19 protein-coding genes and 1 rRNA gene are annotated in these 21080 nt (G+C 31.1%); 5 read left to right on the top strand and 15 right to left on the bottom strand.

Annotated elements, in window-relative coordinates; translation table 4 throughout:
- Positions 1-6 precede the first annotated feature (6 nt).
- The 4 genes from ACNQ13_RS02890 to ACNQ13_RS02875 all read right to left on the bottom strand — a co-directional run bounded on the left by ACNQ13_RS02890 (position 7) and on the right by ACNQ13_RS02875 (position 5669).
- A complete protein-coding gene (locus tag ACNQ13_RS02890; RefSeq protein ID WP_418018881.1) occupies positions 7-3792 on the bottom strand; it encodes a putative immunoglobulin-blocking virulence protein in 3786 nt (1261 codons plus the stop codon).
- 179 nt (positions 3793-3971) lie between these two features.
- Entirely contained in the window at positions 3972-4277 is a 306-nt protein-coding gene (locus tag ACNQ13_RS02885) for a thioredoxin family protein (protein WP_416741739.1), read from the bottom strand.
- Between the two features lie 121 nt (positions 4278-4398).
- A 5S ribosomal RNA gene (gene rrf / locus ACNQ13_RS02880) occupies positions 4399-4504 on the bottom strand.
- Between the two features lie 16 nt (positions 4505-4520).
- Entirely contained in the window at positions 4521-5669 is a 1149-nt protein-coding gene (locus ACNQ13_RS02875; protein ID WP_418018880.1) for a trigger factor-related chaperone, read from the bottom strand.
- Positions 5670-5820: 151 nt separating this feature from the next.
- On the opposite strand from ACNQ13_RS02875, the gene ligA reads away from it, so the two are divergent.
- Both ligA and ACNQ13_RS02865 read left to right on the top strand, forming a co-directional pair.
- A complete protein-coding gene (gene ligA, locus ACNQ13_RS02870) occupies positions 5821-7935 on the top strand; it encodes an NAD-dependent DNA ligase LigA (protein WP_418035620.1) in 2115 nt (704 codons plus the stop codon).
- Between the two features lie 52 nt (positions 7936-7987).
- Positions 7988-10057, top strand: a complete 2070-nt coding sequence (locus ACNQ13_RS02865) for an MIP family Ig-specific serine endopeptidase (RefSeq protein WP_418035619.1) — start codon at positions 7988-7990, stop codon at positions 10055-10057.
- Positions 10058-10097: 40 nt separating this feature from the next.
- Here ACNQ13_RS02865 and rplS read toward each other — a convergent pair whose 3' ends face one another.
- From rplS to rpsP, 3 genes are read right to left on the bottom strand one after another with little or no spacing between them, the layout of a single operon-like run.
- Positions 10098-10457, bottom strand: a complete 360-nt coding sequence (rplS, locus tag ACNQ13_RS02860) for a 50S ribosomal protein L19 (RefSeq protein ID WP_416738575.1) — start codon at positions 10455-10457, stop codon at positions 10098-10100.
- Positions 10447-11130 carry a tRNA (guanosine(37)-N1)-methyltransferase TrmD gene (trmD, locus tag ACNQ13_RS02855; protein WP_416741743.1) on the bottom strand — a complete coding sequence of 228 codons (684 nt, stop codon included), beginning with the start codon at positions 11128-11130 and terminating at the stop codon, positions 10447-10449. The genes rplS and trmD overlap by 11 nt, the downstream gene beginning before the upstream one ends.
- Positions 11130-11378, bottom strand: coding sequence for a 30S ribosomal protein S16 (rpsP, locus tag ACNQ13_RS02850; protein WP_416741744.1), 249 nt, complete (start codon positions 11376-11378; stop codon positions 11130-11132). Before rpsP ends, trmD begins: the two co-directional genes overlap by 1 nt.
- A 323-nt stretch (positions 11379-11701) precedes the next feature.
- Here rpsP and ACNQ13_RS02845 point away from each other — a divergent pair, with 323 nt between their 5' ends.
- Positions 11702-13339 carry an endonuclease gene (locus ACNQ13_RS02845; RefSeq protein ID WP_418035618.1) on the top strand — a complete coding sequence of 546 codons (1638 nt, stop codon included), beginning with the start codon at positions 11702-11704 and terminating at the stop codon, positions 13337-13339.
- 34 nt (positions 13340-13373) lie between these two features.
- On the opposite strand, the gene ACNQ13_RS02840 is transcribed toward ACNQ13_RS02845, so the two are convergent.
- From ACNQ13_RS02840 to ACNQ13_RS02825, 4 genes are all read right to left on the bottom strand, one after another.
- A complete protein-coding gene (locus ACNQ13_RS02840; protein ID WP_418035617.1) occupies positions 13374-14384 on the bottom strand; it encodes an energy-coupling factor transporter transmembrane component T family protein in 1011 nt (336 codons plus the stop codon).
- Positions 14384-15613 (bottom strand): ATP-binding cassette domain-containing protein, encoded by a 1230-nt coding sequence (locus tag ACNQ13_RS02835; RefSeq protein WP_418035616.1) that lies wholly within the window; start codon positions 15611-15613, stop codon positions 14384-14386. Before ACNQ13_RS02835 ends, ACNQ13_RS02840 begins: the two co-directional genes overlap by 1 nt.
- A complete protein-coding gene (locus ACNQ13_RS02830) occupies positions 15604-16404 on the bottom strand; it encodes an energy-coupling factor transporter ATPase (RefSeq protein ID WP_418018875.1) in 801 nt (266 codons plus the stop codon). The genes ACNQ13_RS02835 and ACNQ13_RS02830 overlap by 10 nt, the downstream gene beginning before the upstream one ends.
- Before the next feature lie 86 nt (positions 16405-16490).
- Positions 16491-17096, bottom strand: coding sequence for a ribonuclease HII (locus tag ACNQ13_RS02825; RefSeq protein WP_418035615.1), 606 nt, complete (start codon positions 17094-17096; stop codon positions 16491-16493).
- Positions 17097-17136: 40 nt separating this feature from the next.
- Here ACNQ13_RS02825 and ACNQ13_RS02820 point away from each other — a divergent pair, with 40 nt between their 5' ends.
- Together ACNQ13_RS02820 and ACNQ13_RS02815 are read left to right on the top strand one after the other, a co-directional pair.
- Positions 17137-17664, top strand: a complete 528-nt coding sequence (locus tag ACNQ13_RS02820; protein ID WP_418018873.1) for a hypothetical protein — start codon at positions 17137-17139, stop codon at positions 17662-17664.
- 78 nt (positions 17665-17742) lie between these two features.
- The gene (locus tag ACNQ13_RS02815; RefSeq protein ID WP_418034133.1) at positions 17743-18273 is read left to right on the top strand and encodes a hypothetical protein; all 531 of its coding nucleotides are present in this window, start codon (positions 17743-17745) and stop codon (positions 18271-18273) included.
- Positions 18274-18319: 46 nt separating this feature from the next.
- Here ACNQ13_RS02815 and tsaD read toward each other — a convergent pair whose 3' ends face one another.
- From tsaD to ACNQ13_RS02795, 4 genes are read right to left on the bottom strand one after another with little or no spacing between them, the layout of a single operon-like run.
- Complete coding sequence (gene tsaD / locus ACNQ13_RS02810; RefSeq protein ID WP_418035614.1) at positions 18320-19258, bottom strand: tRNA (adenosine(37)-N6)-threonylcarbamoyltransferase complex transferase subunit TsaD; 939 nt, start codon at positions 19256-19258, stop codon at positions 18320-18322.
- Positions 19258-19815, bottom strand: a complete 558-nt coding sequence (tsaB, locus tag ACNQ13_RS02805; protein ID WP_418035613.1) for a tRNA (adenosine(37)-N6)-threonylcarbamoyltransferase complex dimerization subunit type 1 TsaB — start codon at positions 19813-19815, stop codon at positions 19258-19260. Before tsaB ends, tsaD begins: the two co-directional genes overlap by 1 nt.
- The gene (gene tsaE / locus ACNQ13_RS02800) at positions 19815-20210 is read right to left on the bottom strand and encodes a tRNA (adenosine(37)-N6)-threonylcarbamoyltransferase complex ATPase subunit type 1 TsaE (RefSeq protein ID WP_418027736.1); all 396 of its coding nucleotides are present in this window, start codon (positions 20208-20210) and stop codon (positions 19815-19817) included. The genes tsaB and tsaE overlap by 1 nt, the downstream gene beginning before the upstream one ends.
- Entirely contained in the window at positions 20210-21067 is an 858-nt protein-coding gene (locus ACNQ13_RS02795) for a DegV family protein (protein ID WP_418027735.1), read from the bottom strand. Before ACNQ13_RS02795 ends, tsaE begins: the two co-directional genes overlap by 1 nt.
- Between the last annotated feature and the right edge of the window lie 13 nt (positions 21068-21080).

Genomic DNA, 21080 nt, shown 5'->3' with positions numbered 1-21080 from the left:
ATACCTCTAATTAGTTTTAACGATAAGTTTATAGCTTGAACCAAATTGTCCTCAAGCTTGTGAACTCTCAATTAGTTCTTTAGCTTCTAAATTATCGACCACAATAGTATCTAAAGATTGTTTTCCTGCTTCAAGTAATCCATATAAATGGATTCCATAATTTGTACCAATATCACTAGCTGTACCAGTTAAATGTAAGATGTGAGTAGTTGGGTTATCAAAATACATTTTGGCACGATCTGGACCTTGCACAACTAGAGAACCAAATTGTCCTGAGACAATTTCACCAATTGGTAAGGTGAAGGTTTCACTATCAGCATGTAGGGTTAATTTTCTAAATACTCTTTGATTTAGAGGGAGATCTTTCATTGATTTAATGTTGTGGTTTAAAGAAAGGTCAATTCCGGTTGGGTATCCACCAACTCCAAAAGTACCATTGAAGATTTTTCAATTTTCTTTTGTTTTTAAAGCAATTTTAAACCCTTCTTTAATATCGTTAAAGTTATCATGTTTTGAAGGTCTAATTGTGTTAAAGAAGATTGATGCAGCTCTTTGTCCAGGGGCTGTAGCTTCTCAAGATTCAATAGTTCCACCTTCGAATGAAGCAAATTTAGTATTCTTAAGTCCAACCGGATCAATTCCTCAATCATCTTTATCTGAACGCTTATCTAAGTTAGGTAATGTAGTGTAAATTCCAACTTCATCTAAATGAATATTTTCTAGACCCGCAATCGCTGAAGTGTCTTTGGTGTAGAAAAATAAGTTAACAACTTTAACTGAACTTGGTAATTGTGATAAGAGACTTCTTAATGATTCATTTTTATCACCATATCCAATCTTATCTACCCGTACCATAGTAATATCAGGATTTTCTTTTAAGATTTTTAAGAATTTATCATATCCAGCACGGTTAGATGCATCTACTGTAAGCATTTTTTGACTTGGTTTATTTTTACTAAATTCATCTTGACCAGTTGGATCATATTGGTAAACTCTAAGCCCATCATCCATCTTAACTCTTTGACCTGTCTTAGGATCAATTATGGTTTTATCACGATCTTGTTGTGGAGTTAGCCCACTGATTTGTGATGAAATATCAGATTTGTGTCATCCAAAGTAGTCACCATTTAAAATACCACTAGGTTGACGATTGTATTTACTACTGTTTGAAAGAACACGTTGTTTGTTATCGTTAATCATTCTTTGCACAGATGGATTGTATTTATCATCCATATAGTCAAATTTGATGGTTACATCATACCCAAAGGTATTTCCAGAAACTTCAAAGACAGGTACTCTACCTGCTGCAATTTCTGATTGCATAATTCTTTGAGCAGCTTCTAGTTGAGCGCGTGCTATTTGTCTAATTTGATCTTTGGGAATCGGATCACGACCAGGCATTGAAATGTTACCATTTAGATATTGAGCAAAGACTTCAAGTAAGTCAGGATTCTTTTCTCAAACTTCTTTGTAAATATCTTTTAAATCATTAGCTGTAATATCTCTGTTAGAGCTTAATAAGTCACGATATTCTTTAAGTCTTCTAGAAGATTCTGCAGCTACTTCTTTAGGTACAGTACCTTTTGGAACATCAGGAAGAGCTTGGTCTTTATCAGGAATTTGTAAGTTATTGACATCAACAGTTTTTCCTTGACGAGTGTTGACGATTTCTTGTACTTGTTTCTTTTCTTCAGGTGTTAAATTAGGTTTAGTTACTACTGGAGGTTTAGGTGGAATAATAGGAGTAACTTGATAGATTTTTGTTCCATTTTGAGGCATTTGGTTAGCTTCTATTGAACTTACTAATTTGTATCCTTGAGGAACAAATTGAGTTACTGTAGGAATAGCGTCATCAAAGTATTTACCTGCAACTTGACCAACAATCTTATCACCATCTTTAAAGATTAAAGTATAGCTATATTCAATCTTGTCTTTAGCAACTTGAATTTCATTAGTTTTACCTTTAGTAATAATAGGAGTAGCTGTTACATGGTAACCTTTAGGAACAAAAGGTTTTCAATCAATTGGTTTAGCTTCACCTTCTAGAGTTTTAAAGGGCTGAGGTTCTCCTACTCTAATTCCATTATCCATGAAGATAATAGTTGTGGTAATTTCTTTTACTATCTTGCTTACTTCAATAATGTTTTCTTGTCCAAGTTTAAATCCATAAGAGGCCTTTGGTACAATTTGAAATCCACTAGGTACATATTCTTTAACTTGATCAATAGAAATTGTAGCATCTGGAGCTGTTGAAATAGTTGCAGGCTGTCCAATTTGAACATTATTTAACATAAATTTAAAGGTTGTTAAAATAGTTTTCTTAACTACATTAATTACAAAAGTTTGGTTTGCTAACTTAACTACTACAGTTTGTTTATCATCTTTAGGTAATTCAAAGCCTTGAGGCATATAACTTGAAGAAGAAAGATCAACATCGGTTCCTTCTTCACCTTCAATTTTAGTAGTTGAAACAATCCGATTATTTCATTTATATTCAACAGTGGCAGTTACCTTATTAACAATTTTTTCAACTGAAATATTATTAACTTGCCCAGGAATAATTTTGACTTCAGGTTGAACTAGCTTATATCCTTTTGGAATTCAAGTATTATCAAAGTTTATATTTTCATCATCATAAGTTTGCAAACTTAATGGTTCACCAATAGGGGTTCCATCTTTAGAGTCGATAAAGCGAATAGTTGTAGTAATAATTTTCTTAATTTTAGTTACTTTAATGGTATTGACTTGACCTAAAGTGATAGTTAATTTATCTTGACCTGGCGCTAGTTGATAATTTTTAGGTAAGTATTTAGTGTAATCAATTGTAGCAAATTGATCAGTTGTAACCTTTTGAGATTGTATAACTACTTCTTTACCATTTTGCATTTCAATAAAGTTTAAAGTAGTTACAATTTGTCTTGGGATTTCAACAACTTTAATTTCAAAAGTATTATTATCTGCTGTGACAGTTTCGGGCACATTTTCAGCAAGTTTATATCCTTCAGGTAGATAACGTAAGATATTAACTACATCACCTTTATGAGCCTTTATTGGAACTAATTGGGCCACTTGTTTATCATTGTTCATGAATTTAAGGTTAAAAGTCACATCAATTTCAAGTTTCTTAACATTAAATCTATTAGTATAACCAATTATAAAAGTTGGAATTTGACTATTTACAAAGCCATAACCTTCTGGAATTAAGGTTGAAAGGTCAAAATTGCTTTGTGAACTAATATCTGTGTTATCTTTTTCAACTGTTGCAACAGTTTCTTGGCTTCCATTTTCACCTTGGGTGTAGAAAACAAATGTGGTCTTAGTTTGAGATTTAATTTCAGGTACCACATAAATTACATTATCTTTCCCAATTTCAGCTGTTATAGTAGTTGAGTCAGCATATTTAGCTGGATCAAAGTTATAACCATTTGGAATTAGGTTTTGAATTTGCATTTGCAATTCTTCATCTGAGTTAGTTAATAAAACTATTTTCTTAACAACCTTATTATTTTTAGAATCAGTAAATGATAAGGTGGTTTTAACTTGAGATTTGTCAGTATCATCCTTTTTAGCTGATTCAGTATTTGAATCAGTTCCTGAGACTTGTGCAGGAATAATTTTAATTGTGACGTTAGTTAAATTAGGTTTGTTGCTATCACTTGAAGAATAAATGTATCCTTTACCATGTTGATTTATAACTCCAAAGGTTACACCAAAAACAGCGCCAGTTACTAGTGCTCCACTTCCGAGAATTAAACTTGTTTTTAATATTTTTCTTTTCTTTGCTTTGATCATGATATGTCGCCTATCTTGATTTATTAATAATATTAATATTATTAATTTCAAATTTAATAATATAAATTATAACTTTTTATTACAAGTAAAGCTGTAAAAAAAAAAAAAAAAAGTAATGGAAAATATAACAATTTATTGGAAAGAAAATATATAAAAAAAGTAGCCTAAGCTACTAATTATTAAAGTCCTAAAATTTGTTTTAATTCACCATAAGGCTTGTAACCTAAAAATGTTGAAACTAAAACACCATCTCTGTAAACACGTGTATAAGGAATTGAAGCTACATTTGCTTCATAAGCATAGTCTCTATTTTCATCAATGTTAATTCTGTAAACTTCAATGTTATCTTTTTGTGCTAGTTCTTCTAAGACAGCTTTAAACATTTTACATGGACCACATCATGAAGCATAAAATACTTCTAATAATAATGATGGCTTAGTTGTTAGAACTTCATTTACTTGAGTTTTATTTGATTCGTGTAACATATTTACTCCTTTTTATATATTAATTATACAACTAATAAAAAAAGCAAAAAGTTATTTTTTTGTATTTTTTTAAGGCAAAAAATAACTTTTTAGTTCTGGTGTCAATAAAAAAAGGTAAAAAAAACAGCGGTGCCCTATTTTCACATCTCTGCTATCGTCGGCGCTAGAGGGCTTAACTACTGAGTTCGGAATGGTATCAGGTGATCCCCTCTGCTATAACCACTGGAAATATTATAACACCAATTATTTTTTAGCAAAATAATTTTTTAATATTTTTTCGTATTTAGCGAATTCTGCTGTTTGGTACTTTTGCAAGTAAATTGTACCCAATTTTTTAAATAAGATAATGTTTGATAATCTTTGACCACCAATTTGTTGAAGTTGGTCAGCTGGAATAATGGCTGAAAGCTTTTTATATTCTGAATCAACATCTTCTTGAGTAATAATGAAGTCAAATTTCTTCATTGCTAGAATAGTTCAGAAGTAGTTTTCAATTGTAGAAACTACAACTTCTTTTTTATCCCCTTTAAATTCAGATGAAAATTCAAAAGCTTTAATATCATTTTCAATTAAATCTTCTGGAATTACAAGTTTACCTTTATTTGATTGTAAAATTAAGCTCATAATTTTTTCTCCATAAGAGAAAATTTCATCATTTACTGTTTGAGCTTGTGTAACATCAAAAATGTGAGCTTTAACATCGGCTAATGATTTAATGTTAGGAATGTTAAGTAAGTGAACATTTAACTCGGTAATTGGCATTTCTTGGTATGAGAAAATCATTAATACTTCTAATTGGAATTTAGTTCCAAAAGCTTCAACTTCTTGAACTTGGCTCACTTTTAATCCAACTAAAGCTTGTTCAATCGGGTTTTTTGATTCTGCATTTGCTACAGCATTGTATTTTTCGGCTTGATCTGGATTTTGAACTGGTCAAATCTTGAATTCAACATTGTCTCCAGCTTCAACAGTTTGCTTACTGCTTTCAATCTTAAATCTATATTTTTGAATAAAGTTTTGGGTAAATAACTCAACTCTTTGTTCAAAATCAGATGGCATTTTGAATTCAATATTTGGATCGATTTCTAAATTGAATTGGTCAAGTTGATCTTGATAGTATGTTTTTAAATCAAAGCTCATAGCTTCAATGGTAAATTTAACATCAGAAGCAATAGGCAAGAAGTAAATTCTATCTTTGTATAAGTCATTGTTAGTTTGTAATTCTGTATTTCTGTAGTAAGTTAAAATATTGTGAGCAGCTGTTTCTAAAATTAAAGCTTGTTCAATTTTTTGGCCTTCTTTTTTATTTCTTTCAAGTTGACTTAATGCTTGGTGTTGTGCATTAATTCATTCTTCTTTGTTTATATCTATGTGTTTTGTTTCAAATTGCATTTGTCCTCTTTTCGTTGTAATAATTATATAGTAAACTCACTAAATATTTAGAAAATTTAGCAAATAGGTATCTTATTTGCTTAATTAAATAAAAGCAAGATAACGCTAGAATTACGATTCATTCTAAAAATTAAAAGTTATAATATAAATTATGAATGCTAACAAATCAAAAAAAGAAATTGCACAAGCTCGTATTGTAGAATTAACTAGCTATTTAAATAAATTAAATAACGCTTATTATAATCTAGATAATCCAATGGTAGAAGACTATGTTTATGACCAATTGCTCAGGGAATTAGAAGAATTAGAAATCAAGTACCCTGATTTCATCTTACCTGAGTCACCAACTAAGAAAATTGGAGGAGTACCTAGTTTAGATTTTAGTAAGTATACTCACCAAAAGCCTATGCTTTCGCTAGCTAAAGCATATACCTTTGAAGAAATTACTAAATTTGTAGATGATATTAAAAATGAATTACCTAATAGAGAAATTGGCTTTAATTTGGAACCTAAAATTGATGGCCTTTCTATCTCACTAATGTACCAAAATGGACAACTAATTAGGGCTGTAACTCGGGGAGATGGAAAAGTAGGTGAAGATGTTACTAAGAATGCTATTTTAATTAGATCAATTCCTAAAAGCATCCCTTATTTAAATGACATTGAAATTAGAGGTGAAGTTTATGTAACTAAAGATAAACTAATTGAAACTAATGCAATGTTAGAACAAGAATATGAAGAAAAAGTTGATGAATATCACAATACCAAGCTTCCTAAATATGAAAGAGACTTAGCTGCAGGCAAAAAAGCTACTAGACCTATTGAACCTAGTGTGCAACAATTTGCTAATACTAGAAATATGGCAGCTGGAACCTTAAGACAAAAGAATTCACAATTGTTACTACAAAGAGACTTGCAAGTTCTTATGTATGATATAGTTAACCCACTTGAACATAATATTTTCCACCAAGATAAATTGTTGCAATTTATCAAGGAACTTGGACTTCCAACTCATGAATATGGTTATGTAGAAACAAATGCACAAGGAATTATTAATCGAATTAATGAATTCGAAGCCTATAAAGATAAGTTTAAGTATGACTGTGATGGATTTGTTATCAAACTTAATCAATTGCAATATTGAGATGCTTTAGGAAAAACTGCTAAATTCCCTCGTTATGCAATTGCTTACAAATACAAAACTGAAGAAGCCTATCCTATAGTTGCAAAAATTGAAACAACTGTAGGACGCACTGGAAAAATTACTTATGTTGCTGAGTTTGAGAATGCTGTGGAGCTTAACCAAACAATGGTTAAAAAAGCAACCTTACATAACTATGACTTTATTCGCAACTTACAATTAAATATTGGGGATCAAGTTGTGGTAATTAAATCTGGCGAAATTATTCCTAAAATAATTGATATGAAACAAAAGAATACTACAGATATCTTCCCTAAAACATTATATTGTCCAGCATGTGGAAGTGAACTAGTAGAAATGCCTGGAATTGTTGATCAATTCTGTGAAAATGATGATTGTGAATCTAAGAAAATCAAAAAACTTATTCACTTTGTTTCAAGAAAAGCTCTTAATATTATGACTCTTGGGGATAAAATTGTTGAGCTATTTTATGACAATAAATTTATAACTGATTTTGTTTCTATTTTTCACCTAGCTGATTTAAGAGAAACAATTATTCAAGGTGACTTTAATATTAAAGATAAAAAGATAGACAACATTCTAGAATCAATTAAGGTTTCTAAAAATGTTGAGTTATATAAAGTTATTTTTGGACTAGGAATCAAGAATATTGGACTAGAAGTGGCTAAATTAATTGCTAATGAAGTTGATTCCTTAACAGACTTATGTAACTATAATCTAGACCTATTAATGCAAATAAATACTATTGGACCTGAAATAGTTGATTCGTTGAAAACTTATCTATCTGATGAAGAACACGTCAAACAAATGCAAGCTTTAGATCAAGAATTACACTATACTGTAGTTAAAAAAGAAACAACAGGATTACTAGAAGGTAACAGCTTTGTAGTAACTGGTAAAATGGCAGTTAGTCGTGAAGAAATGTGAGAAATTATTGAACATAATTCAGGGATTGTTCATAAGTCGATTTCTGGAAAAACCAATTACTTAGTTTGCGGAGAAAATGTTGGTGAAGTCAAAATAGAAAAAGCGAAAAAACTAGGCACCAAAATTATTTCTGAAGCAGAATTCTTTGCCTTGATAGACCAAAAAGCCTTAGAGTAATAATCAAAAGTACTTCTAAAGAAATAGAAGTATTTTTTAATATAATTCTTATATGAAAAAATATATATGAAAGATGATATTAGGAAGTAGTGCAATCATTGGACTAGTTCCTATAGCTAGTGCATGCGACCAACCATCTGCATTAGAAAAAGAAAAACAAGAAAAATATCAGCAAGCTGTAACTGATCTAAACCTACAAGCTAATATGCTTTCAGTTAGTGTCAAAACTGATGTTAAGATAAAAGAAACTTATCCATCACAAATTATTTTAACTAACTTAGAAATCAATGGAGTTAATACTAAAGAATACACATTACAACTTTCAGGTGATTATAAAGGAAAAGCCTTAGGGTTGACAAGTGATGACCAGAAGGGAATTCTTACAATAAATCTAGCCTTAATTAGTAAAAGCAATACAAAATTAGGAAAACTAATTACTAGAGAAATAGGTGGATTTAGAAAAATAGGAGATGTTATTGAGCCACCTAAGCCTACACCAGAGCCTAGTCCACAACCTCAACCTATTCCAAATCCTGAACCAATTAATCCTACACCAAAGCCAAATCCAATACAACGACCTATAATTATTCCACCATTTGATCCATCAGCTGCAATCTTGCAAGCTAACAGCTATCCTGATTATGTTTCTAAATATAAAGCTGTTAATGCTGATGAAATGTATAAAGAAATTTGAGATAGAACATTTTCAATTCGCCCAGCTACATTAACGGATCCAAATGGAGAAAGAAGATTAATTGATGATCAAGGAACTGGATGGGTACTTGACTACCATAAGGTAGATGACAATCACTATAAGCTATTTATAGCAACAAACATGCATGTGCTAGGAAATTATGCCAATACCAATACTCCAGCTATTGATAAGGAACTTAATTATAATGACCCAAGCGGAAATATCCCTGGAGGATTTGCTCTTGGTAAAAGCAATATGCCTTCTTCATTTGGCTCAATTGCAAATGAAACATGAAACCAAAACCTCAGCCAGATAGGTGGATATGTTAAATATTATGCAAACAATCAATTGCTAACTACTTCAGATTATAGCTTACTTAATAATACAACTTACTCTGAGGCTTTTGGCAATCCTAAAGTACTATTTGCTGCTGTGGATTACATGGATCAAAGCACATATGATCAATTTGCTCAAGCAATTAATGCTAAGTGAGCTGAATTTAAAAAGCAAAAAGAAAATGAATTAGCTAATAGTTTAATGGACGAAGATACACGAAAGAAATATCAAAACTTTGTAAATCAAAATCCAAGTAAAATACCATTCTATACTGACTTTGGAATTTTAGAATTAGATGTTGACCTTACTAAGGCAGATGCAACATTAACAACATGAATTAAACAAGCTCTTAGTGCTGTAGATGCTTATGTTGCAAGAATGAAACTAAAACAAGCTTATCCAAATTATGATGCTAATAGCGCTACATATTTACCTACTTTAGATTACTTATCTAAGGGAAGAGACTTATCACAAAACAATCCAGCTTATGGCACAGGCTTAAGCAATGCAAAAGACCTTTATATTGCCGGATATCCAAGAAATGAAATGAAACTTACTTACTGAATGCAAAATAATCCATTAGAAAGATATAGTGATCAGATATTACCTCAATATAACCGTAGAACAGGAGTTGCTAATGGAATAGCTAATAATAAGTTATTTGATTATGCAACTAATGATGCTGAATCACCTATTGAAACTGGAAACATTCAAATTTATTCAGAATTATGAAATAGACCATATGCAAGTTTTTATGGATTTAACTATAACATTAAGTTTTCTTCCCTATATTATGGAGCTAGTGGTTCAATAGTTTATAACGACTTTGGGGAAATAGTAGGTATCTATAATGGGGTTGATGCTAGTGTTGAATTTGGAAATAATATGTCTTATGCAACATTTGCTCCTTTATTACAAACTGCAAATATACCGGTTGCTGATAATAAATTTATTTATGGATATAACTTAATTGATAATACTGGATACGAACACCAAACCCGCTCATATCGCAGTAATTTAAAATTATTCTATCCAAATGGATTTGATAATAATGGTAATAAAAAGACAGCTTTATTCCCTGAAGGATTTTAAAAAATAGCCAAGAGTGGCTATTTTTTTATGGGCAAATTGATTAATTGTTGTTTTTCTTGATTTCTTTAAGACGTGCAGATTTACCTTTACGATCTCTCATGTAGTATAATCTTTGTCTACGAACCTTGTTTGAACGAACTACTTCAATGTGTGCAATTAAAGGTGAGTGTAGTGGGAATGTTCTTTCAACACCAACTCCGTAAGAGTCTTTTCTAACTGTGAAAGCTTCTCTTGTACCTGATTCTTTTTTGCTGATTACTAAACCTTCAAATACTTGGATACGTTCTTTTTCACCTTCACGAATACGAACGTGAACTCTAACGTTATCACCTGTTTTGAATTCTGGTAAGTCTGAACGTAATTGTGACTTTTCAACTAACTCTAATAATTTATTTCTCATGTTTTATCCTTTCAATAATGTCAGGTCTATTTTTAAGCGTTTTTGCTCATTGAGCCTGAACTTTTCATTCTTCAATTTTCTTATGATCTCCACTGAATAATACTTCTGGAACTTTCATTCCTTTATACTCACGAGGGCGAGTATATTGTGGATAATCTAATAATCCTATACCTTGAAATGAATCATAAATATGTGATTCTTCTTTTATAACTCCAGGTAGTAGTCTAATAATACTATCAGCCATTACCATTGAAGGCAATTCACCACCAGTTAAGACATAATCTCCAATTGATAATTCTAAATCAACTAAATCTACTACACGTTCATCAAATCCCTCATATCTACCTGAGATAAAAGTAATTTGATCATATTGAGTAAGCTCTTGGGCCATCTCTTGAGTAAATGTCTTTCCTTGTGGAGATACAAGAATTTTGTATCCACCACGATTTGGTAATGAATCTAATGCTAAGTCAATAGGTTCAACTTGTAAAAGCAACCCATGTCCACCTCCATAGATTTCATCATCTACTTTCCGGTGTTTATCTTGACTAAAATCTCTAAAATCAACTACAGAAAAATCTACTAATTTTTTTTCTTTAGCTCTTTTAACTATACTTTCGTTTATAAAAGGTTCAAAGTAATTTGGGAATAATGTAAGAAAATTAATTTTCATTATTTTTTAAGTTCTAAAGTTAAATTGTGAGCTCTAAATAAGTTAGCTACTGTAACAGTAGGTTTAGCACCTTGTTTAATTCATTTTGAAGTTAATTCTTTATCTAAAACAAATTCCTTTGTTTTAGGGTTGTAGTATCCTAAAGCTTCGATAAATTTACCATCACGTGGAGCTCTTGCGTCAGCTGCAACAACTTTGTAAACTGGTCTGAATTTATCACCCATTCTTTTTAATCTAATTTTAACCATTTGTCCTCCTTAGGTGTCAAGCACTATTGCTTGACAGTTAATAAATATGAATATATTATAATAGAAACCAGAGGAATTAAAAATCTTTTTTAGGTTTTTTATTTAATAATTATATTTTTTCAAAAAAGTAGGGCCTAAAGTTACTTTTTGATTATTAAATCAAAAAGTGCATATTTTAAATAATGAGAATAGGACTATACTATAGTGTTATATGATATATATTTGTATGAAAGAAATGTTTTCACAAAAATGGCTTTCAAATTCAGCTAAAATGAAAAAATATATTAGAATTAAATTAAGAAAATAATTTTTAGGAGTGAAATATGAAGAAAATTAAAACATTCTTACTTTCATTAGCTGGATTGTCTATTATTGCTATGCCAGTAGTAGCATCACAATGTAATGGAGAAACAAATAAAAAACCAGATGGCGATAAAACCGGAGGTACAACAACACCAGGTACTCAAAATGGTGGAAATACGTCAGGAACAGGAACTCAAGCGGGTGGATCAACCACAACACCAGGAACAGGAACTCAACCAGGAGGAAATACTTCAAATGAAGGAACTCAACCAGGTGGATCAACACCAGTAACTCCAGTAACAAGTACAACTGCTGTGGATGCTGCCTTAACTGATGCTGGATTAAAAGATGGTAATAACCTATTTGAAATGATTCCTAATGAGGTGACACAAGATGTGATTAATAAATTAGAAAGTGCTAAAACAGTGTCATTTGACTATAAAAAGAAAACTATAGCACTAAGAAGAAAAGAATCAGGATTCATAAAAACTAAAGATGCTTTTAATAGTGCTAAATTCCAACTTGCTAACGTCGACAAACCAACTTTTACAAGTAAAGGAAAAGAATATCCAAATGGAGATGTAGCTTGCACATTTGATAAGGCAACAAACACCCTTACAATAACATATAAGATTGCTGTTGTACAAGCCGATAAGAGCTTTAAATACAGTGATAAGGCCTATACAAGTGCAATTAAACTTACAGTTTCTGAAGGTGCTGCAAATAATAATTCAGGTGATAATAATACAGTTGCTACAGGTGCTGAAGTTAATAATTTAGCTGCAATAGCTGTTCCAGCAGCTCAAAGCAAATATACATACAGATATGATAATACAAACAATTACTATGCAGCAGCAAATGGAAAAAGTGGGCTTGAATTATTGAATGCACTTCTTGGAATTCAAAAGAAACATTTAAATGGTATTAAACCTGCTGCAGCTGGTTATGATTATTTAAAAACTATATATGATAATTCAGATGCATTTAAAGATAAGTATTATGAAAAGGACAATAGTATTTTAGATATTTACTCTGAAAACCCTGATGGACAAGACCCTTATACTTATGCAACATATAAAAGTACTGCAAAAAGCAGTGCAATAGCAGAAGGTGAAGGAATGAATCGTGAACATGTTATCCCTCAAGCATGATTTAATAAGGATTTAAATATGCGTAATGATGCTCAATTTGTTTTTCCAACTGATATCAAGGTTAATGGAGAAAGATCAAACTATGCACATGATGATGTAACACAAATTTCTGAAACATTTAAACAAGGAAGCAAATTAGGAACAAATAGTTTAGGAAAACTTGCTATGGAACCTCTTGATGCCTTTAAAGGTGATATTGCTCGTGCTTACTTATATTTCATGGTAACTTATAGAGATAAAAATATTGGAAGTTCAGCTTCTGTTTACACAGACAATACTGTTGTTAAATTACTACCTCACTACTTAAATACATATCTAAACTGAAATATGAAAGATGTAGTTGATCCATGGGATGTTACAAGAAATAACGAAATAGCTAGAATGGAACAAATGCGTAACCCATTTATTGATTATCCAGACCTAGCAGATAGCTTATTTGGTAAAAATCCTAAGCCATTTGTAAATAAAGGTGTTCTAGTTGAAGCTATCTTAAATAGCAACAATTAAATATAAAAAATTAGCCAAATTAAAGGCTAATTTTTTATATTATTCTAGTTACTGTATATCATGCAGGTAAGTATTGTGGATAAACCATATTAGTAATTAAGAATGCTAGTATTGCAAGTAAAAATAAAGATACTAATAGATCGATTCAAGTTGGTTTAATTTTTCTGTATTTAGTACGTTTAGCATATGGATCATAACCACGAGTTTCCATAGAGTTAGATAAGTCTTCAGCGCGTGCAAAACTAGAAACAAATAACGGAATAATTAATGTAGAAAAGGCATTAATTTTTTCTTTTAAGTTTCCGTGTTTAAAGTCAACACCACGTGATGATTGAGCCTTCATAATTCTGTTAGCTTCATCAATTAAAGTAGGAATGAAACGTAGAGCAATTGAAATAATCATGGCAATGACGTGAGTTGGAATAAAAATCAATTTTAGAGGTCATAAAATATCTTCAATTGACTTAGTTAATAAGATTGGGCGAGTGGTATTTGTGAGCAGTGCAGTGATTAGAATCATAATGTAAATTCTAAGGAATAAAGACACTGTACGGTTAATTGAATCTAATGAAACACCATATTGAATAGGTAATTTAGTAGCCACAAATTTATAAGTATTTGTAAGAGCATCAAATTGTGGTACAAGCATTTCTTCTTCTCTACCACCAGTGTTAAAGGCTCAAAAAGTATTGTCAGGATTATACATATTAAATAATCAGCATCTACTATCTTCATTTGCAGCTGAAGTATAAATAGTTTGTAAGTCTTTATAAACTGTTTGATTGGTAATAGTATACATGTTGACAAAGAAGATGATAAATGAAATAAAGAATGGTAATCACATTAATTTAAATAATGGACGTACACGCTTATTGGTGGTGATATAAACTACTAATAACGGAATTAGTAAGATAATCATATCAATAAAGTATTGCACCATGAATACCATTACAATATACAAGATAACTGTTAAAAGCTTAATTCTAGGATCTAGGTTATATAAGAAACCTTTCCCAGGGATATAACGACCAAAAACACTTTTCATTATTTCCCTCCTAGATATGAATTTAAATAAGCAATTAAATCAGCTTCAGATAGTATCTTAGGTACAGGAATACCTTTAGCTCTAAGTTTGTTAGCAAAAGCTAATAAATGTGGTGGCTGTAAATTGTTTTCTTTAAGAAATTCTACATCATTAAGGATTTCGTAAGGATCACCATCACGGGCAATTTGACCTTGTTTAAATAAGATGATTCTTTTAGCATACTTCAAAATATTGTCTAGATCATGAGTTACATTGATAATGGTTTTGCCAGCATTATTAAGCCCTTGTAAGATTTCAAGTATTTCATTAACTCCAACTGGATCTAGTCCAGCTGTAGGTTCATCAACTACTAAGAAATCAGGCTCCATAGCTAAAATTCCAGCAATGGCTACCCGACGTTTTTGCCCACCGCTAAGTTCAAAAGGACTTCTTTGAAGATATTCGGGCCCAAGTCCGACTAATTCTAGACATTGAGCAGCTAATTGATAAGCTTTTTCTTTAGCAACACCAAAAGCCATTGGTCCAAAGGCGATATCTTCTTGAATAGTAGCTTTAAAAAGTTGATATTCAGCAAATTGGAAGACAATGCCAACATGCTTACGTAATTGCTTAGGATCTTTACCAAAAACTTTGCCTTTGGCGTTTTTAGTAAAGATAATGTTATCTTGAATATACTTTAAACGATGAATTTCTTTTCCAAGTTCGCTTTCATATATGTAATTAAGTTTAAATAGCTTAGTTTCAGTAGCAAGAGCATGGGTAAATTGAATTTTGTTTTCAAAGCTACTTGATTTTTGCTTAATAAAGTCAGTTCTAAATGTATCTACAGCAAGAGCAACTTCTTTATTCAGTTGCTTCTTAAGCTGCCTAATGCGAGCATTATTAGCTTTTAATGTGCGTTTAATTTCTTTAGCACGTTGTTTGTATTCAGCTTTATATTGGGATGAATTAGCAGGATATTTAGCAAGTAATTCTTTTTCTAATTTTGCTAGCATGTATTTTTTAGTGATAGTAACATCATCATAAAAGTCTCATTCAATCTGACCAGTGCTTGGGCTAAGTAATTGATTCAAATGTTCAATAAAAGTTGTTTTTCCAGAACCAGTTGAACCAATAATTCCAATATATTCACCATCATTGATTTGACAAGAAATATTTTTTAAAGCAGTAAATTCTCAAGGAGACTTAGGACTAAATGTGTGCGATAAATCTGTAATTTTTATTTGCATAATTGTTCTATTAACTCCTTTTCATTGTAAGTTGGCTCAATGCCATTAAGTTTTTCACTGATTCGATAAATGAATGGTGATTCAATTTTAGCAATATCAATGATTTCTTTATTTTTTAAGATATCTTTAGGTGATCCAGCTGCAATTAGTTCGCCACCCGCAAAGACTAAACATTTATCAGCTAAAATTGCCTCATCCATATCGTGTGTGATTGAAATTAATGTTTTAGCTTTACTATCTTGAATTTCTTTGATAATTTCAAGCACGCTACTTTTACCTTTAGGATCTAGCATAGAAGTAACTTCATCAAAGATAACAACATCCGGATTAAGAGCTAAAACTGAAGCGATAGCAACTCTTTGCTTTTGTCCTCCAGATAAGTTTTCAGGTTCCCTTTCAAGATAATCGAGCATATCAACTTTAGAAGCGTACTTAGTAATTAAAGGTTTCATTTCATCATGAGGAACGCAACGATTTTCAAGGCCAAAAGCAATATCATCCTCAACTGAAGAACCAACAAATTGGTTATCAGGGTTTTGAAAGATAATCCCAATCTTTTTCCGGATTTGAGATAAGTTTTCCTTGTTATATTCAATTCCATCAATGCTTAAAGAACCTGATTGAGGTTTCAATAAGGCAACTAAAACTTTAGAAAGTGTACTTTTTCCTGACCCATTGTGACCTAAAATAGCAACATATTGCCCTTTTTCAATGGTAAATGAGACATTGTTAAGTGCTGGTTTGACATCGTCTTCGCGATATCTGAATGTAATATTTTCTGCTTTAATCATTATGTTTAAATTTTAATAGAAAATATTATTTTTAATAATATTTTTATTTTGGTTATAAGTCTGCAGGTAAATATTAAAAAAATCCCTTAAAGAGATTTTTTAGCAATAATGTTGGCTACTGGCTTATATTTGATGCGATGAATAGGTGTAATCCCATAAGTTTCAAGGGCACTCATGTGATTTTTGGTACCATATCCCTTGTTATTTTTAAAGTCATATTGAGGATAAATTTCACTATACTGTAGCATCATACGATCACGAGTAACTTTAGCTAGAATGCTAGCTGCTGCTACTGAAAGTGAAATATTATCTCCCTTAACTAGATTTATTTGAGGCAGTGTAGTATTAATGTGTTCAAAGTCGGTTATAACTAAGTTAGGTTTAAATGGCAACTTAGCTAAAGCTAGCTCCATGCCAAGGCGTGATTGAGCTTTAGGATTTGAAGCATTAATATCATCTAGACTGCGAATTTCAATACTATAGGCAAGGGCTGAAGCTATTATTTCATTATATAATTCTTCCCTAACTTTTTCGCTTAGCAACTTTGAATCCTTGATTCGAGGATTGCTATAATTAGGTGGAAAAACCACGCAGGCTATAACTAATTCACCGGCTAGACAACCACGTCCAACTTCATCTAAGCCTGCTATTAGGGGATATTTAGTTCAATAATCTTTTTCAAAATCTAACATATATAAAATTATAGTCTATAATTAAATTATCGGAGGTTAAATGGGATCAATTGTAAAAGCACACTGTCCTGAATGTAATTATACTTATACCTATGTTTTTGGCCTTGTGCAAGACTTAATGCCATATCAAATGTTTATCAATCTTTTTGCTAAAAGACAAAAAGATTTATTTGATAAAGAAACTTTTAAAGCTGTGATGTATGAAGAATTAGAAACAGACATCATGTTTATGCTAAAAGAAAAAGCTGAACAAGAACAAATACTAGAGGAAAATTTTAAAAATATTAATAATTTCTTCTCAGAAGAAGAAAAACAACTAATGAAAAGTAACATTGTTTTAGGTGGAGAAGTTGAATCTTACCCAGTTTTTAGAATTGATGTTGAACCTAAAAATAGAGAGCTTTATAATGTACCACTAGTTAAGCTTCAATTCATGAATAAAGAACTATATCAACGTAAATACAATCAATATGTTTATTATGTACAATTTGCTCCTGATCATTCAGTGCTAACTTGTCCAAAACACCAAGAGTTATGTGCTGAATTTGAGTCAGAAAGAGAAGGATAAAAACTGCCAAGCAGTTTTTTTAATGCGAATATAAGATTGTTTCCATATAAACATGATAGAATAAATTTAGAGGTAAAAATGAAAAAGAATTTTAAAAGACAACTCGAAAAAACAAAGACATATTTAATAATTGTTATTATTACATGATTCCTATCTATTATTCTTGCAGTTTCATCATATTCAATTAGCACTCTAATGGTTATGAAAGCTGCAAATACTGATGGGACTGTTATATCAACAGGGATGATAATTGCACAAAGCATTTTATCAATATTCTCACTTGCGAGTTCAATTGTAGGAATAGTATTTGGAATTAAGCTAGCTATATTAAGCAATGATGTAAGAAAATTATTTACTAAAATGGTTTATGAAACAAGCTTAAAACATCAAATAGAACAAGCAAACCTAGTTAAATTATTAGCTTACTCAAGAACAATTGAACGTTTATTTATCTTCAATTTACTTGGTATTTTATCAGGTCCAATTCTTCTAATCATCAATCTATTCTTTACTAAAAACGCTTTAATGAGTTCTAAAAATGTACTAGACTTAATAGATGATGAGTCAGAACAAAAAGTAACCAATAGTACAGAAGCAGTTTCAAATTAAGCCTAACTATAGGCTTTTTGTTTTAAAAAAATGCAGATACCTGCATTTATTTTTTGCCTTCTTGTAATAATTGTAAGTAAGCAGCTTGTGCAATCATTGCACCATTATCAGTTGCATATTTCAGTGAAGGGATGATTGTATTTGGGTGAAGAGTAATAAATTCTGAACGTAGTAATTTATTAGCTGATACACCACCTCCAAGTACTAAGGTTGCTACCGGATAAGTTTCTAAAGCTAACTTAGTTTTTTCAATTAAGTAATCCACAGCAGTGCGTTGAAATGAGACAGCATATTGAACTGGATCAATTTCTTCATTTTTCATTTTTGCCTTATTAACTTTATTTAGCACTTGAGTTTTTAGTCCTGAAAATGAGAAGTCAAATGGACTGTCTGTATGTGGTTTAGTAAAAGGAATAAAATCTCCTACATAAGTTTGACTTAATTTATCAATTAAAGGACCTCCGGGAAATCCTAGGCCTAAACGTGAAGATACTTTATCAAAAGCTTCTCCAACAGCATCATCAAGTGTTTCTCCTACAATTTCAGTTTCAGTTGGTGAGGTGGCATAAATTAATTGAGTATGCCCTCCTGAAACTAGTAAACATAAAGCTGGAAAAGTAATGTTTTCAGTTAGGGTTGAAGAAAGGAAGTGCCCAATTAAGTGATTAATTGGAACCAAAGGTTTTTTGATGCTTTGTGCAAAAGCACTAGCGAATAAATAGCCAACTTGTAAAGTTCCAATTAAGCCCGGTTCCTTTGTGTAGGCAACATAATCAATTGAGTTAGGATCATATTTTTCTTGGAGCATTAATTGAATTAATGCAATGTTTTTTACGTGCTCACGTGAGGACACTTCTGGGATTGTTCCTCCAAATTGCTTAAAGATATCAATTTGCGAAATAGTCCACATGTCTAAGACTTTACCATCTTCTAAAATAGCCAGTGAAGTGTCATCATGTGAGGTTTCAATTCCTAAAATACGCATTATTTTTGTCCCCCTATTTGAGGTTGCTTAATATATAAAGGTTCTATACTCATTGTTTCTTGGAATTTAAAGACTTTAGCATAAGTTTCAAAATCATTAATCATTCTGACAAAGTTAATTTTAGTTAACTCCTGTCCATTATTTTCGACAACATTTATCCTGTCGTGATAGTTGTTTGAGTCTATCTCATAGTTATATTGATATAACTTGTTCCCTTGTGCGTCGCTTCATAAATAATTGCTATGTGGATGTTGCACTCTTAGGATATCCATACTTGTTGTTACATACATTTTAATATTATTTAATAAAGCTAATGTACGGAAGAAAACAAGCGAACTTCTAATTCCAGTAAAGAATCCAGGCCCTATATTAGTATATAAACCTTCAAGCTGTTGAATTGATAAATTGTTGCGCTCAAGTAAGATGGCAAATTGGTCAGTAATGAGTTGAACTTTCTTTTTATAACCTTCTAGTAGAATAAAATCAAGAACTTCGAATTCTTGATTGAATAAAACTAAAACAAAATCTTCACTTGAGGTATCCAAATAAACATTCATTATCTAACCTCCGTAATTTCAAAGACATGACGTAAGTCACGGTCAATGTATGCATTAATTTCTACAAAGTTACTAAATTGATATTTTTTTAAGTTAGATCATTCAATAGCTACTATATTATCATCAAAGTAGTCTTCGAATTCTTCGATATCACCCTTATAGTTATAAAGATCCATGTGAATAAGACCTGAATAATCTTTCATGTATGAAAAACTAGGTGAAGTTATATTTTGCTTAATGCCTAGTTTTTTAGCTAGTAACTTAACAAATGTTGTTTTTCCAGCTCCTAAGTCACCATTTAATAAGATGATTCTCTTTTCTTTAAATAAGTCTAAATTTGCATCAATAAATCTATCTAAGTCTTGCAATGTGCTACAAATGATTTTTTGTTGCATTATAAAGCATCAATTTCTTGATCAGTAAGCTTACGTCCAAGTTTAATTATAACAATAGCTTCTGGTCCTGTGTGAATTGAGATGCAATTTGGTAGTGAAGAAGAGAATACACGATTACTTTTATAGTTATCTTTAACATATTTAACTATCTGAGCATGCTCTGCACAGTCATTTTGTAAGATTAATAAATCTGAATCAGAGTCTTGTAGTTTTTCATCAATTTTATTTAAAATAGTTTTAGCAAAAATTCTTCCTTTTCCTTCTTTTTCAAGCTTTCCGTGGTAAAAACTAATAATTGGAACAATTTTTAAAAGTTTAGCCACTGTGGCAGCTGAAGGTGAAAGTCGCCCACCTTTAACTAGGTAATCATTATATTTTGGCACCAATGAAACAAGCATTTCTTCTTTTCACTGTGCTGCTAAGTTTAAAGCTTTATCAACATCCATATTTTCTTTTTCAACCAAGTTTAAGAACTCATAAACTTGGAATGTTAATAAGATTGCTATGTATTCAGAATCAAAAACCCTTAATTTAGGATATAAAGCTTCCATTCCTTTCAAGTTCTGATATTGGGACGATAAATGTTTCGAAATAGGAAAGACAACCACATAATCATGTGTTGCAGAAAGCTGTTCCACCATATCTTGTACAATGCCAATAGGTGTACAAGCTGTCTTATATGTCTTAGTTTCAAGTGAAAAGTGGCGGAATAGTTCATTACTTTTCAAGTTGTCCCCATCATTATAAATTTTGTCATCTAACTCTATTTTTAGTGGTAAAAAATGTCATCCAAGCTTTTCAACTTGTTCCTTTGTTAAACCACATGAAGAGTCTACTACTATAGCTATTTTTTTCATAATTGTATTATAT

Source organism: Mycoplasma milvi (assembly GCF_048284715.1).
In the GTDB taxonomy this organism is placed as follows: Bacteria; Bacillota_I; Bacilli_A; order Mycoplasmatales; family Metamycoplasmataceae; genus Mycoplasmopsis.
Note: the sequence above shows the minus strand (reverse complement) of the source record. Positions and strands in the feature narration are given on the sequence as shown.